Below are 15,355 nucleotides of genomic sequence, written 5' to 3' on the forward strand. Positions count from 1 at the left end.
GATAGGTGAGCCTAACCAAATTACAAGCCCTGCCTTCCTGTGATGTGGGGCACCCACCGCAGCCCGCCGGAAGTGCACATACCGCCCGGAGGGACATCAGAGATAGGGTTCCGTAACCTAAGTAGTTGAATCGGTGCAGATTCGGTTCCAGTGCACACACGTCAGGAGCTTTTCCCGCCAGTGACGACGACGCGACAGTTCGGCAGCGACCTCCCGCACCTACCGGCCGACGAGGAGTACGGAAAGCGCGGCATTCCGCGCGGTCCGGCTCCCCTGCCACTGCGGGCACTCGCGGGATGCCTCGACGTAGTTGTGGTGGCCGTTCCCCTGGTCCTCGGCTGGTACATCGTCGATGCGCTCAGCGACCACAACGGTGGCGGGCAGGCCGACCGCGTCGTCTTCGGTGGTGCAACCGTCGCGATCGCTGTCGGACTCGCGGTGTGGAACAAAGGGTTCCGGGAAGGCAACTCCGGGCAGAGCTCGGGCAAGGGGTGGGCCGGTCTCGTCACCCGGGACGCGACGACCCTGGGCGCCATCGGCCCGAGGCGGTCGTTGCGGCGCCTGGTTCAGCGGTCCGGTACCGAGGTCGTCCGCGACACCACCGCAGACGACGAAGGGTTCGTGGCCCGCGAAAAAGACGGGTCCGCCGCCGCCATCCGCCGCCGCCGGCTGGTCGGACTCGGTGTCCTCGTGGTTCTGCTCGCGCTCGTGCTGCTCGCCAGCATCGCGGTAGGCGCGCGTCCCCTCTCGTTCGCGGAAATATTCCACGCACTGTTCGACGCGGACGGGTCCCAGGCCGACATCATCGTCCGCACGCTGCGTGGCCCCCGCACGATCCTCGGCCTCGTCGTCGGAATGGCACTGGGCGTCGCCGGTGCGCTGATCCAGGGCCACACCCGGAACCCCCTCGCCGACGCCGGCCTTCTCGGCCTCAACGCCGGCGCCGCGTTCCTCGTCGTCCTCTCGATGTACCTGTTCGGGTTCAGCGCCCCGAGCGAGTATCTCTGGTTCGCCTTCGCTGGATCCTTCCTCGCGAGCGTGGTGGTGTTCGGCCTCTCGTCGATCGGCAACGGTGCCGCCAGCCCGTTGAGCCTCGCGTTGGCCGGTGCCGCCGTCGCCTTCTTCCTGCAGGCCATGACCAACGCGATCATCATCGTCGACCAGGCCAGCCTCGACTCCTACCGGTTCTGGGTGGTCGGTTCGGTGGCCGGACGCGGATTCGATGTGCTCTGGCAGGTGCTGCCATTCCTCATGATCGGTCTCGTGCTGGCCCTCGCCAGCACACCGGGCCTCAACCTGCTGAGCCTCGGCGAAGACGTGGCCCGCTCCCTCGGCACCAACATTGCCGCGAGCCGCGCCCTCGGCATCGTCGCGATCACCCTGCTGACAGGCGCCGCGACCGCCGCCTGCGGTCCGATCGCCTTCATCGGACTCGTCGTTCCGCACGTGGCGCGCGCGATCACCGGTCCCGACTATCGCTGGCTGGTGCCCTACGCCGGCCTTCTCGGCGGCGTGATGCTGGTGACCGCGGACGTCATCGGACGCGTCGTCGTGCGCCCCGGCGAACTGCAGGTCGGGATCGTCCTGGCCGTATTCGGCGCCCCGTTCTTCATCGCGTTGGTACGGCGCAGAAAGCTGGCAAGCCTGTGACCATCGACGACCAGACCCGCCCCGATGCGGTCGCGCCGGCGAAGGCCCGCGTCCCGGCACGACCACCGTTCCGGCTCGGTCCGATCTCCCTCGTTCTCCGCCCCCTCGGCATTGCTGTGAACGTCGCGCTACTCGCGGCGTTATTCCTGGTGCTGTGCCTGAACATCGGCCGCGGCGACTATCCCCTGTCCATTCCCGAAGTCACCACGGTGCTCTTCGGCGGCGGCACCAAGGCGCAAAGCTTCATCGTCATGGACCTTCGGCTGCCGCGGTCGCTGACCGGGGTGTTCATCGGCATGGCCCTCGGACTCGCCGGCGCGCTCACCCAGTCGATTGCCCGCAACGCCCTTGCCAGCCCCGACATTCTCGGGATCACGTCCGGCGCGAGTGCCGCCGCCGTCGCCCTCATCGTCCTCGGCGGGGGTGGCAGTTTCGTCGGGCTCCTCGCCACCCTCGGAATTCCGCTGGCGGCGCTGTGCGGTGCGCTACTCACCGCGCTCACCATCTATCTGCTGGCGTGGCGCGGCGGGGTCGAGGGGTATCGGCTGATCCTGATCGGAATCGGCATCAACGCCATGCTCATCGCCGTCACCGGGTGGCTTCTCATCTCCGCGGACATCAACGACGCCTCCCGCGCCCAGGTGTGGCTCAACGGGTCGCTGAACGGTGCCTCGTGGAGTCAGGTGTGGCCGGTGATGGTCGCGGTCGTACTCGTCGGCGGTTGGGCGATCGGGTCGTCGTTCACGATGGGTGCGCTGCGCCTCGGCGACGACAACGCCGTGTCGCTGGGCGTGCGACTGCAGTGGTCGCAGGCGCGGTTGCTGCTCATGGCGGTGGCCCTCGCCGGAATCGCGACGGCGGCCGCCGGCCCGGTCGGCTTCGTCGCGCTCGCCGCCCCGCAGGTGGCGCTCCGGCTGGTGCGCTCGGCGGGGCCGCCTCTCCTCGCGTCCGCGCTGACGGGTGCCGTACTCGTGGTGGGCAGTGATGTGATCGCGCGGACGATTCTGCCGGTCGAGTTGCCCGTAGGCATCGTCACGTCGGCCCTCGGTGGGCCGTTCCTGCTCTACCTGTTGGTTCGCAACAATCGGAAGGTTTCGGCATGACCGTGCAGACCGACTCTCGGCTGAGCGCCGAGGACCTGAGCCTGGGATACGGCGACCGCATCATCGTCGAGAACCTGAACCTCGAGGTGAAAACCGGGGTGATCACCACCGTGATCGGGCCCAACGGGTGCGGAAAGTCCACCTTGCTGCGGGCGCTCGGCCGGCTCCTGAAACCGCGGTCCGGCTCGGTGGTCCTCGACGGCAAGGCAATCGGGTCCCTGCGCACCAAAGACGTCGCCCGCACCCTCGGCATGCTCCCCCAGGCGCCGATCGCCCCCGAGGGACTCACGGTCGCCGACCTCGTAGCCCGCGGACGGCACCCGCACCAGTCGTGGATTCGGCAGTGGTCCTCCGACGACGAGGGTGAGGTCGCCGAGGCGCTTGCACTGACCGGAGTCTCCGAACTCGCCGACCGCCCCGTCGACCAGCTGTCGGGCGGGCAACGCCAACGCGCCTGGATCTCCATGGCGCTGGCGCAGGGCACCGACATCCTCTTGCTCGACGAGCCCACCACCTATCTGGATCTGGCGCATTCGATCGAGGTCCTCGACCTTGTGGACCGCATGCACGAGGAGATGGGCCGCACCGTCGTCATGGTGCTCCACGACCTCAACCTGGCGATCCGCTACAGCGACCAGCTGATCGTCATGCGTGACGGCAAGGTCGTCTCCGCGGGCGCACCGAAGGACATCATCTCCGCCGAACTCCTCCTCGACGTGTTCGGGCTCGAAGCCGCGGTAATCGGTGACCCGGTGTCCGACCGTCCGCTGGTGGTGCCGATCGGCACCCGCCACGTGTACGGCGCGGTGGGCGGCCCGGAACAGGCGTAGTCACCGTCCGGGCCGGCGGCCGCCGATCATCGTCCGCACCAACCGCACACCCTGCCCCAGAGACACGGTGGGCAGGTACGCCCGTCCCACCGCATTGCCGATACTCGGCAGAGCAGCCGGGTCGGCGAACGTCATGTGCATGGCCACGTAGCGGGGCTGAAACTTGGATTTGAAGGCCAGCAGCGAGCGGAACCCGTAGACCGGTTCGAGGGTGCGCCCCAGGAGATCGAGCACACTGTCCATGACGGCGGAGAGGCTGGAAGACTCCGCCTGTTCCGCGTCGTTGTCGGGCTGTTCGACCTTCGCGAGCGGGGCACCGGACAGACTGAGGAATTCCGCCCCCTCCGCCTCGAGTTTCAGCGCCGCGGACGCGATGAGGAACTCCATTGCAGGCCGAAACCCTTCGGAGCGGCGACGCATGAAGTCGAGGGTCCAGCCCACCACGGCGCCGTCCCGGTACACCGGCAGCCACGACGTGACCCCGTGCACGGTGCGGTCGGTGTCGACCGCGATCAGGCAACGCACCTCGGGGTCGTCGACCTCGTCGAGCCCGCCCAGGGTGAACCCCATCTCGGGCATGCCCTTGTCGGCGACCCATTCCTCGGAGATCGCAGTGATCTGGTCCGTGATCGACAGCGGGGCGCTGGGAAAGCTGACCCATTCGGCGGTGATGCCCGACTTCTTCGCCTTGTTCAGGGCGGTGCGGATGTCCTGGAACCGTTTTCCGGTGAAGGCGATGGTGCCGAGGTCGAGCACCGTCTCCTCCGCGACTTGGATGCCACTCCAGCCGAGGTCGTCGGTGACGGCGCGAACGGCAGCGGTCACGGAGTAGAAGCACGGGATCCACCCGTTGCCGGAGGCGAATTCGGCGAACTGGGTGACCGTGTCGCGACGCCGTTCCGGTGGGCCGACCGGATCGCCCGTGGTCAACGCGACCCCGGAGATGACGCGGTACGCGACGTAGCTGGTGCCGTCGGGGGCGAACCAATAGTTGTTTCCTCGCCACGTCGTCATCCACGACAACGGACTGCCGGTCCCCGACTTCAGCAGTGCCCGCGCGCGTTCCGTGGCCTCGGCGTCCGAACCGAGCGCCGGGCGCAGGAAGGTTGCCGCGACCAGCGCGCATCCGGTCAGCCAGAACACTACCCCGGTCCATTCGTACAACAGGGTCGCGGGAACGTTGACGGGCAGCAGGCGTGGGTCCAGCCACTGCAGATAGACAGGCGGGATCAGACGCTCCGGGAAACCGGCCAGCAGGGTGGTGGCGGAGGGCCGATGATCGAAACCGTTCCGGGCCCACATGCCCCCGAGGACGTAGAGGACGGCGAGTCCGGCTGTCACCGCCACCAGCGCGACCGCGAGGCGTAGGTACGTACCGGTCGGGGCGGTGACGTCGAAGAATCGCCGGGTGGCGAGGAGAACGATGAGGATCACCAACGGGGTCAGGAACGGCACCAGCGTCCGATACAGGTTCGGATCCGCCAGCCCGTAGAACAGCGATTCCTCCTCGAACGAGTCGATGAACCGGACCGCGAAGTTCAGCAGGGACAGCACCAACAAGATCACTTGCGCGACCACGGCCCCGACCCAGGCGAAGCGGCGTCCCCGCCGCAGTCCGTCGCTGAGGGTGAGGAGGAACAGCGACGGCATGAGACTGAGCAGCGTAGGCCCGACCCCGGACAGGCGCAGTTCCAGTAACCCGCGGCGGCACTCGGGGTCGGCGGCGGATACCTCACAGAGCTCCCGAACCTCAGTGGCGGTGTATGGAATTCCCCGGAACAGGTCTCGCAGCACGGCCAGGGGACCGACCGCGTCGGCCGAGAGCGCTGCGATCATCGGCCCGACGGCGCTGGCGGCCACGACGATGGCGACCAGCACCCGACCCTCTCGCTGCGTGCCGGCGATTCGTTCTCCACGCGCGGACCGGCCGACGATCCAGTGTCCGATCACCAGGCCCACGACAGCGGCGGCAAGCCGGACCACGTCCTGCAGAGATCCACTGAACAGCGCCAGGGTGAGGGTGAAGGCGAGCACGCCGACCCGGATCCGCCTGCGCCACAGGGTGCCCATGTTGGAACTGGCCACCATCGCCGCACCGATGATCCACGTGCTGGGCCCGACCGCCATACCCACGTGCAACCGGAAACCCCAGTCCGCGTCCACCACCTTCGCGACCGCGGCGACTGCCAGTGTGAGCAGCCCGCCGGCCACCTGCGTCACCACGGCTGCCAGGGCGAACCGCGTCGAACCCATCCGGCGTTCCAACGGCGCCGCGACCAGGAACACGAGAACGGTGGTCGACAGGTAGGCGAGGATGTCGTCGCCCCAGAACCCCGCCGAGAGCAAAGTCCACACCCATCCGTTCTCGAACGTCCGGATGCCGAGCGCCACGTGCTGGGACAACTCGTGCGACGGTCCACCGATCACGCTGGAGGTGGCGAACGCCAAAATCCAGATCACGGCCAGAAGGACGATGCTGACCGGTGCCCCGGCAACGCCGAACCGCACCCACCCCGCCACCCGGCCCGGCGGGTCCGCGACCCGTGCCGCCTCCCTGTCTCCGGTCACTGCATTGCCGTCGATACCCATGCGCCAGGTCCCCACTCTCCCGCGATGTCGACAACGACAGCCCGCCCCTGTGAAACAGCCCCCGAAGTCGACGGCCGGTGGCCGTCCACCGACCGTAATCCACCTGTTCGGACTATGACCATTACCACACGACTTCCGACGGTTTTACTACTACCAGTAGTACGTATCTGTGTCGTTGTATCCGTAGAATCGCATCATGGCTGGACTCGGCGAACTCGAACGCGCAGTGATGGATCACCTGTGGTCCACTTCGGAACCGCAGACGGTGCGGCAGGTGCACGAGGCTCTGGCAGAGCGTCGTGAACTCGCGTACACCACCGTGATGACCGTGCTCCAACGACTGGCGAAGAAGCATCTCGTCATTCAACAGCGCGACGATCGCGCCCACCGGTACCTCCCCGTGCACCAGCGCGAAGAACTCGTGGCCAGCCTCATGGTCGACGCCCTGCAGCAGGCCGACAAGTCCGGCAGTCGGGCCGCCGCCCTCGTGCACTTCGTCGGCCAGGTCGGTGCGGACGAGGCGGACGCCCTCCGCGAGGCTCTGGCTGCGCTGGAAGCCAAGGAACGGTCGGGCGACGGCAACGATACGGGATCCGTTCGCGCCGTCTGACGTTCGTCATGCATGATGAGTAGGACATGGACGCCACCACCGCGCTGGTATTCGGCATACTCGCCCTCCTTCTCGCAGGACCGGTTCCTGCGTTGCTCAGCCGTGCCCAATGGCCGTACCGGGCGCCGCGCGCAGCGCTGGTGCTGTGGCAGGCGATTGCCCTCGCCGCGGTCCTGTCCGCCTTCAGTTCCGGTCTCGCGATAGCCAGCCAGCTCCTCGTGCCCGGGCCCGACGGACGGCCCACCACAGCACCGGTCGAAGAGATCGACGCTCTCGGCCTTCCCTTGTGGCTGCTGTACGTGGTGGTATTCGCCCTGACCCTGTTGGTCGGCGCCAAGCTGATGTTCGCGGTGGTCCAGGTCGGTGTCCGTACCCGACGCCGACGCGCACGGCACCGCATGCTCGTCGACCTGCTCGACCGATGCGACTCGTCGTCGCCGCTCGCTCGCGCACCGGACCTGAGAATTCTCGATGTCACCGAGCCCATCGCGTATTGTCTGCCCGGTTTGCGCCAGCGGGTCGTGTTGAGCCAGGGCACGTTCGCCAACCTCGACGACGCCGAGATCACCGCGATCCTCACCCACGAACGTTCGCATCTGCGTGCCCGCCACGACCTCGTCCTCGAGGCGTTCACCGCGGTCAACGCCGCCTTCCCCACCGTGGTTCGCAGCAAGTCCGCCCTTGGCGCGGTGCAGTTGCTCGTCGAGATGCTCGCCGATGACTCCGCGGTGCGGGCCACCGGGCCGACAGCCCTCGCGCGTGCGCTCGTCGCCTGCTCCGGCTCCACCGCGCCGAAGGGCGCGATGGCGGCAGGCGGGCCGAGCACCTTGCTGCGGGTGCAGCGGCTCGCCTCTTCCGAAGCGGCGATGCCGGTCGCTCTCGCCGCCTACACGGGCTCCGTTGCCATACTCGTGGTACCGACCGTTGCGGTGGCCGTTCCGTGGCTCACCGAATTGAGCCGCCTGTTCTCCGCGGCGTAGTCACTCAGGTCACAGACGCTCCGGTTCGGTATCCGGGGGCCCGTCCCGTACACTGGTCCACGGTCGCCACTGCGGCCCATCAACACTGAAACGGCACACAGCCCAATTCCCCGCACTTCCGCGAATGGATTGACCAGGTGACATGTGCCCTGGCTCGTCCCTTTGTGCGTGCTGCATGACAGCCCCGCTCCGCGACGCGCCCTAATGCCCGGAGAGGTATCCGCGTGACCAACGCTGTCCAAGTGACCGCTGTCCCCACGACGTCTGCAGAAGACGTCAGCTCGATTTCCGAAGAGAACATCACCGACACGGTGACGTTCGCCGAAATCGGCCTTCCCGCACCCCTGGTGCAGGCCCTCGCCCGCAACTCCATCACCGTCCCGTCGCCGATCCAGGCGCTGGCCGTCCCCGACGCGCTGGCCGGCACCAACGTCCTCGGCCGCGCACAGACCGGATCGGGCAAGACCCTCGCATTCGGCCTGCCGATGCTCACCCGCCTGTCCCGGCACGAGGACCGGCCTGCACCCAAGCGTCCCCGCGCACTGGTGCTCGTTCCCACCCGTGAACTCGCGTTCCAGGTGGTCGAATCCCTCAACTCGTACGCCGGGGCCATGGGACTGACCGTCCGCCCCGCCGTCGGCGGCACCCCGTTCACCAAGCAGGTCGACCAGCTGCGCCGCGGCGTCGACATCCTCGTCGCCACCCCCGGCCGGCTGAACGACCACCTGCGTCAGGGCACCTGCATCCTCGACTCCATCGAGATCACCGCGCTCGACGAGGCCGATCAGATGGCCGACATGGGCTTCCTGCCCGAGGTGCGGGCCATCCTCGGGGAGACCCGGGCCGACGGCCAGCGTCTCCTGTTCTCGGCCACCCTGGACCGTGAGGTGCAGTCGCTGGTCCGCCAGTTCCTGCCCGACCACGTGCAGCACTCCACCGAGGACGGTCGCGCCAGCGTCGACACGATGGCGCACTACGTCCTCCTCGTGGACCGCGGCCAGAAGGACAACGTTCTCGCAGAGATCGGTGCACGCGACGGCCGCACGATCATGTTTGCCCGCACCAAGCTCGGCTGCGAGGGCATCACCGACCGCCTGCGTGCAGTCGGCATCGCCGCGGAGTCGCTGCACGGCGGCAAGGCGCAGAACCAGCGCACCCGCGTGCTCGAGCGCTTCAAGAACGGCCGCACCCCCGTGCTCGTCGCGACGGACGTCGCGGCGCGGGGTATCCACGTGGACGGCATCGACCTCGTCGTCCATGTCGATCCGCCGGCCGATCACAAGGATTACCTGCACCGTGCCGGCCGCACCGCCCGCGCCGGTGAGAAGGGCACGGTCGTCGCGATCGTGCTCCCGAATCAGAAGCGCACCTTCCGGAAGCTGACGGGAATGGCGGGGGTCGATGCCACGGCAGTGCCCGTCGCACCGGGCTCCGAGGTTCTCACCACCATCACCGGCGCGAAGGTTCCCACCGGGGAGCCGGTGAAGGATCCGGCATTCCGTGGCGACCGCGGCGGTGACCGTCGGTTCGGCGACCGCGGACCCCGCCGTGAGGGTGGGTTCGGCGGCCGTGAAGGCGGCTACCGCGGAAACCGCAGCACGTCCGAGGGACGTGGCGACCGCCCGACCGGCGGCCGCAGCTTCGAGGACCGCGGCCCGCGCCGGGACCAGACGGACACCCGCTCCGGTGGTTACCGGGGCGAGCGTCCCCAGCGCGACGGCGACAACCGTGGTGGTGACAACCGGAGCAGCGGCTACCGCGGTGACCGGGACAACCGCACGTTCAACGACCGGGCACCGCGCCGGGACTTCGGAGACAGCGCACCGCGCCGCGAGTACGGCGGCAGCAGCAGCGCACCGCGCCGTGACTACGGCGACCGCGGCGAGAGCCATCGCGGTACCGGCGAGCGGAGCTTCGACCGCAGTGCACCCCGCCGCGACTTCGCGGACCGGGACAACCGTGGTGGCGGATTCCGCCGGGACGATCGCCGTCCCGCGGCCGCCCCGGATCGGCGTCCGGCCTCGACCGGTGGCGGTTTCCGTAGCCGCACCGACCGTCGCTCGTACGACGGATTCGACGGACCCCGCCGCGAACAGCGCAGCTGAACCGTTCGTGATCGGCACAACTGAACATCGACATCTGTGAGACGAAGGCCGGCCCGCGCGTATGCGCGGGCCGGCCTTCGTATGTTTGTCTTAGTCGGCTCAATTGTCGTATCGCCGATTTCACTACCGCCGAGCGAGAGGGAATGCTGTATTCATGACTATCACCAATGAGGGCGCCCGCGCCCAGATCGGCGTGACGGGACTGGCCGTCATGGGCTCGAACATCGCCCGCAACCTCGCACGGCACGGGCACACCGTGGCTCTGCACAACCGCAGCATCGCCAAGACCGATGCGCTCATCGCGGAGCACGGCGGCGACGGCGACTTCGTCCGGACCGAAACGGTCGAGGAGTTCGTGGGAGCGCTGCAGAAGCCGCGCCGCGTGCTGATCATGGTCAAGGCCGGCGACCCCACCGACGCGGTCATCGAGGAACTCGCTGCGGCGATGGAGCCGGGTGACATCATCATCGACGGCGGCAACGCCCTGTACACGGACACGATTCGCCGGGAAGCGTCCTTGCGCGAGCGGGGCCTGCATTTCGTCGGCGCCGGCATTTCCGGCGGTGAGGAAGGTGCGCTGAACGGCCCGTCGATCATGCCCGGCGGCCCCAAGGAGTCGTACGAGGCTCTGGGCCCGCTGCTCGAATCGATTGCCGCACAGGTCGACGGGACCCCGTGCTGCACCCATATCGGCCCCGACGGTTCCGGGCACTTCGTGAAGATGGTCCACAACGGCATCGAGTACGCCGACATGCAGCTCATCGGTGAGGCCTACAACCTTTTCCGTGACGCGCTCGGGTACGACGCCGACAAGATCGCCGAAGTGTTCACCGAGTGGAACGCCGGCGATCTCGAAAGCTACCTCGTCGAAATCACCGCCGAGGTGCTGAAGCAGAAGGACGCGAAGACCGGCAAAGCCCTCGTCGACGTGATCGTCGACGCCGCCGAGCAGAAGGGCACCGGCCGCTGGACCGTCAAGTCGGCGCTCGACCTCGGTGTGCCGGTGACGGGCATCGCCGAGGCCGTGTTCGCGCGCGCGTTGTCCGGCTCCCGGGAGCAGCGCAGGGCCGCCGTCGGTCTGGCGTCCGGTCAGCTCGCCGACAAGCCCGCAGATGCCGCCCAGTTCACCGAGGACATCCGCCAGGCGCTGTACGCGTCGAAGGTGGTGGCGTACGCACAGGGTTTCGACCAGATCGCCGCGGGCAGCGCCGAATACGACTGGGACCTGCATCCCGCCGATCTCGCCACCATCTGGCGCGGCGGCTGCATCATCCGGGCGCGTTTCCTCAACCGCATCAAGGAGGCGTACGACGAGAACCCGCAGCTGCCGAGCCTCATCCTCGCACCGTATTTCCGGGACGCCATCGAGACGGCGATCGACAGCTGGCGTCGGGTGGTGTCCACTGCGACCCTCCTCGGAATTCCGGTCCCGGCGTTCGCGTCGTCATTGTCCTACTACGACGCGCTGCGCGCGGAGCGGTTGCCTGCGGCCCTGACTCAGGGCCAACGCGACTTCTTCGGTGCCCACACCTACGAGCGGACCGACGCCGAAGGCAAGTTCCACACGCTGTGGAGCGGTGACCGCAGCGAAGTGCAGGCCTGACGAGCTCCGACGTTTCCCTCGGCCGTGACGCAGTCTGCTGACGTCACGGCCGAGGCGTCGGGTGGGCCCCCTTTCAGGCGGTAGCCTTCTGGATATGCCCGAACACGAGAACATTCCCCCCGCACCGGTGGGTGAGACGTTCCTCGAGCTCGGTCTGCCCGCGGTCCTGACCCATGCCCTCGACCGCAGCGGCATTCGCGCCCCGTTCCCCATCCAGGCCGCCACCATTCCCGACGCCCTTGCCGGCAGGGACGTGCTGGGCCGCGCGCCCACCGGGTCCGGCAAAACTCTCGCGTTCGGGTTACCCATGCTGGTGCGCCTGAAGGGTGCGGCGAGTCGCCGCGGATTTCCCCGGGCAATCGTGCTGGCGCCCACCCGGGAACTGGCGCTGCAGATCGAACGGGCACTCGACGAACCGGCGCTGTCGATGGGACTGCGCGTCGCCACGGTGGTCGGCGGTATCCCGATCAAGCGACAGGTGGAGGTGTTGTCGCGGGGTGTGGATCTCCTGGTCGCGACACCCGGACGGCTCGCCGACCACCTCGGTCAGGGATCGGTTTCGCTCGACGACGTTGCCGTCGTGACGATCGACGAGGCCGACCACATGGCCGAAATGGGGTTCCTCCCCCAGGTTGTCCGGATCCTCGACGACACTCCTTCCGGTGGGCAGCGGCTGCTGTTCTCGGCCACCCTCGACGAGGAGGTAGACAGCCTCGTCCAACGCTACCTACGCGACCCCGTCACGCATTCGACCGCGCCCGCCGCGGACGCGGTGCCCACGATGCGCCATCACCTCCTGTACGTCGACCGGGACGACAAGTATTCGGTTGTCGCACATATCGCTTCGCGATCGGGGCGGACCCTGATGTTCGTGCGCACCAAATACGGCGTGGACCGGGTGGCGGGAGAGCTGCACGCCGCCGGCGTCTCGGCGGGTGCCCTGCACGGCGGCAAGACGCAGAACAACCGCACCCGCACACTCGCCTCGTTCGCGGACGGGACGACCCCGGTGCTGATCGCCACCGATGTCGCGGCGCGCGGCATCCACGTCGACGACATTTCGCTGGTCGTGCACGTCGACCCGCCCACCGAACCCAAGGCCTACCTGCACCGCGCCGGGCGGACCGCACGGGCCGGTGAGGCCGGGGTGGTCGTGACCCTCGTGACGGAGGACGAACGCGCCGCGGTCGAACAGATGACGCGCACAGCGGGGATCGACGTGGCAACGGTGAAGGTGCGCCCCGGCGACCGGCTCCTGGCCGACCTCACCGGCGCACGCCGCCCCACCGGGAAGCCCGTGCCCGCACCGGACACGCAGGCACCCGCCCAGGACACGCCGAAGAAGGGCCGCCGGGCCGCCGACACCGGTGATCGCCCCTCCCGGCGCGGGCGAGCCGGTGAGGTGGCGGTCCGAGCCGGGAGTCGACAAGGACGCAATCGCGGACTCGACTCAACTCCACACGGACGCCGCAGCCGCGGAGCACACTGAGAGGCATGTCCCTGCCCCTCGCGTCGATCCTGTGCGCCTTGGTGGCGGCCCTGCTCTTCGCGTGTGCCTCGGTCGCGCAGCAGAGCGCCGCGTCCGCGGTCCCCGAGGATGCGGGCCTGATGACGTCGCTGGTGCGCAGCCCCCGGTGGTGGGCCGGTGTCGCCGGTGACGGTGGCGGCTACATCATGCAGGCCGTCGCCTTGGCGCTCGGGTCGGTGCTCGTCGTGCAACCTCTCCTCGTCACCGCCCTGCTGTTCGCGCTCCCCCTGTCGGCGAAATTCTCGGGCTACCGGCTCAACCGGACCACCTGGGGTCTGGCCGTCGCCCTGGCCGCCGCTCTCGCACTGTTTCTCGTCGTCGGTAATCCCACCGAGGGAAACATCGACGCCCCGTTCCGGGAATGGGTGATTCCCCTGGCGATCGTCGTGTCGGTGGTGGCGGCCGCCGCGCTCGCCGGAATGACGAAAATCGGTCCGGGATGGCGGGCGCTCCTCCTCGGCGCCGCCAGCGGCATCCTCTATGGTGTCGCGGTCGCCTTTACCAAGTACGTGGTCGAACTCGTTCCCCGCGGACTGTGGTCGGTCCTGAGCAGCTGGCAGACGTGGTCACTGGTCGCCGCCGGACTCGTAGGGGTGTACCTGCAGCAACGCGCGTTCCAGGTGGGCCCGCTGTCGGCGTCCCTGCCGGCGCTGACCATCGCCGAACCCCTCGCCGCCGTCTTCCTCGGCATGACCGTCCTCGACGAACGCCTGCGCGTCGACGGGCCCGGACTGATCCTCGTCGGATGCGCGGTCGCGGTGATGCTGATCGCCACCATCGGGTTGTCCCGGTCGCAGGCACAGCGGACGTCGGGCACCGCCGCAACTTCCCCGGTATCGTCGTGAGACGTGCAGTTTCTCGACGGGCAACGCCCTCCTTATGACCTGACGTACGACGACGTGTTCCTGGTGCCGGGCCGCACCGAGGTCACCTCCCGGTTCGACGTCGACCTGTCCACCTCGGACGGCACCGGTACCACCATTCCGATCGTCGTGGCCAACATGACCGCCGTCTCCGGACGCCGCATGGCCGAAACGGTCGCGCGCCGCGGTGGCCTCGTCGTTCTTCCGCAGGACCTGCCGGTCCCGGCCGTCGCGGAAACCGTGTCGTTCGTGAAGAGCCGGCATCTGGTGGCGGACACCCCGGTCACGCTCGGTCCGGACGCCGCCGTGTCCGATGCCCTCGCGCTGCTTCCGAAACGGGCCCACGGGGCGGTCGTCGTGGTCGACGACGACCGCCCCGTGGGCGTGGTCACCGAGGCCGCCTGCGCGGACGTCGACCGATTCGCCCGACTCCGCTCGGTGGCGCTCACCGACTTCGTCACCGCCCCGGTCACCGCCACCCCACGCGAGGTGTTCGAACTACTCGAGGGCAGGCACGATTCGCTCGCCGTGATCGTCAACCCGGACGGCACCCTCGCCGGGGTTCTCACCCGCACCGGCACGATCCGGGCCGGCATCTACCGCCCCGCGGTCGACGAGGCCGGGCAGCTGCGCATCGCTGCGGCGGTCGGCGTCAACGGGGACGTCGCCGCGAAGGCCCGCGCGCTCGTCGACGCCGGGGCCGACCTGCTCGTCGTCGACACGGCGCACGGTCACCAGCAGAAAATGATCGACGTACTCGGCGCCTTGAAGAAGGCCGAACTCGGGGTGCCGCTCGTGGCGGGCAACGTCGTCTCCGCGGCCGGGACGCGCGATCTGATCGACGCGGGCGCGGACATCGTCAAGGTGGGCGTCGGGCCGGGCGCCATGTGCACCACCCGGATGATGACCGGGGTGGGACGCCCCCAGTTCTCCGCCGTTGCAGAATGCGCCGCCCAAGCCCGGGCGCTGGGCGCGCACGTCTGGGCGGACGGAGGCGTCCGTCACCCTCGCGACGTGGCTCTCGCACTTGCTGCGGGCGCGTCGAACGTCATGATCGGGTCCTGGTTCGCCGGCACCTACGAGTCCCCCGGCGACCTGCGCGTCGACCAGGCCGGCAACGCGTACAAGGAGAGCTTCGGGATGGCGTCCAAGCGTGCGGTCGCCGCCCGCACTGCCACCGACACCGCGTTCGACCGTGCCCGGAAGGGGTTGTTCGAAGAGGGTATTTCCAGTTCGCGGATGCGGTTGGACCCAGAGCGGCCCGGAGTCGAGGACCTGATCGACCACATCTGCTCCGGGGTGCGCAGCACGTGCACGTACGCCGGCGCCCGCACCCTCGAGGAACTGCACGCCCAGGCGGTGCTCGGGGTGCAGTCGGCAGCCGGATTCGCCGAGGGCCGCCCCCTTCCGGCCGGTTGGTGACCGCAGCGCCGTGAGGTACCGGTGGATGTCCTGTTCCACGGAACCGGACATCCACCGGTATCATGGGTCGCT

At 68.6% G+C, this 15,355-nt stretch carries 11 protein-coding genes; 10 read left to right on the forward strand and 1 reads right to left on the reverse strand.

Annotated elements, in window-relative coordinates; translation table 11 throughout:
* Positions 1-180 precede the first annotated feature (180 nt).
* Genes NOF53_RS04635 through NOF53_RS04645 form a run of 3 tightly spaced genes read left to right on the forward strand, consistent with a single transcriptional unit; the run spans position 181 to position 3,583 of the window.
* Positions 181-1,650: a FecCD family ABC transporter permease gene (locus tag NOF53_RS04635; RefSeq protein WP_255965951.1), complete on the forward strand. Its 1,470-nt coding sequence runs from the start codon at positions 181-183 to the stop codon at positions 1,648-1,650.
* Entirely contained in the window at positions 1,647-2,753 is a 1,107-nt protein-coding gene (locus tag NOF53_RS04640; protein ID WP_255965952.1) for a FecCD family ABC transporter permease, read from the forward strand. The genes NOF53_RS04635 and NOF53_RS04640 overlap by 4 nt, the downstream gene beginning before the upstream one ends.
* Positions 2,750-3,583: an ABC transporter ATP-binding protein gene (locus NOF53_RS04645; protein WP_255965954.1), complete on the forward strand. Its 834-nt coding sequence runs from the start codon at positions 2,750-2,752 to the stop codon at positions 3,581-3,583. The genes NOF53_RS04640 and NOF53_RS04645 overlap by 4 nt, the downstream gene beginning before the upstream one ends.
* Here NOF53_RS04645 and NOF53_RS04650 read toward each other — a convergent pair whose 3' ends face one another.
* Positions 3,584-6,172, reverse strand: a complete 2,589-nt coding sequence (locus tag NOF53_RS04650; RefSeq protein WP_255966254.1) for a DUF2156 domain-containing protein — start codon at positions 6,170-6,172, stop codon at positions 3,584-3,586. It lies immediately after the preceding gene.
* Positions 6,173-6,368: 196 nt separating this feature from the next.
* On the opposite strand from NOF53_RS04650, the gene NOF53_RS04655 reads away from it, so the two are divergent.
* The 7 genes from NOF53_RS04655 to guaB1 all read left to right on the forward strand — a co-directional run bounded on the left by NOF53_RS04655 (position 6,369) and on the right by guaB1 (position 15,283).
* A complete protein-coding gene (locus NOF53_RS04655) occupies positions 6,369-6,782 on the forward strand; it encodes a BlaI/MecI/CopY family transcriptional regulator (RefSeq protein WP_255965956.1) in 414 nt (137 codons plus the stop codon).
* 26 nt (positions 6,783-6,808) lie between these two features.
* Positions 6,809-7,762: a M56 family metallopeptidase gene (locus NOF53_RS04660; RefSeq protein WP_255965957.1), complete on the forward strand. Its 954-nt coding sequence runs from the start codon at positions 6,809-6,811 to the stop codon at positions 7,760-7,762.
* Positions 7,763-7,986: 224 nt separating this feature from the next.
* Positions 7,987-9,867, forward strand: coding sequence for a DEAD/DEAH box helicase (locus NOF53_RS04665; protein ID WP_255965959.1), 1,881 nt, complete (start codon positions 7,987-7,989; stop codon positions 9,865-9,867).
* 154 nt (positions 9,868-10,021) lie between these two features.
* On the forward strand, positions 10,022-11,470 hold the full coding sequence (gnd, locus tag NOF53_RS04670; protein ID WP_255965961.1) for an NADP-dependent phosphogluconate dehydrogenase: 1,449 nt from the start codon (positions 10,022-10,024) through the stop codon (positions 11,468-11,470).
* Positions 11,471-11,564: 94 nt separating this feature from the next.
* A complete protein-coding gene (locus NOF53_RS04675) occupies positions 11,565-12,959 on the forward strand; it encodes a DEAD/DEAH box helicase (RefSeq protein ID WP_255965963.1) in 1,395 nt (464 codons plus the stop codon).
* Positions 12,960-12,964: 5 nt separating this feature from the next.
* Positions 12,965-13,843 (forward strand): DMT family transporter, encoded by an 879-nt coding sequence (locus NOF53_RS04680; protein ID WP_255965964.1) that lies wholly within the window; start codon positions 12,965-12,967, stop codon positions 13,841-13,843.
* Between the two features lie 3 nt (positions 13,844-13,846).
* On the forward strand, positions 13,847-15,283 hold the full coding sequence (gene guaB1, locus NOF53_RS04685) for a GMP reductase (protein ID WP_255965966.1): 1,437 nt from the start codon (positions 13,847-13,849) through the stop codon (positions 15,281-15,283).
* The last annotated feature ends 72 nt before the right edge of the window (positions 15,284-15,355 follow it).

The sequence above is a fragment of the Rhodococcus tibetensis genome (assembly GCF_024438035.1).
GTDB classification, from domain to species: domain Bacteria; phylum Actinomycetota; class Actinomycetes; order Mycobacteriales; family Mycobacteriaceae; genus Rhodococcus_F; species Rhodococcus_F tibetensis.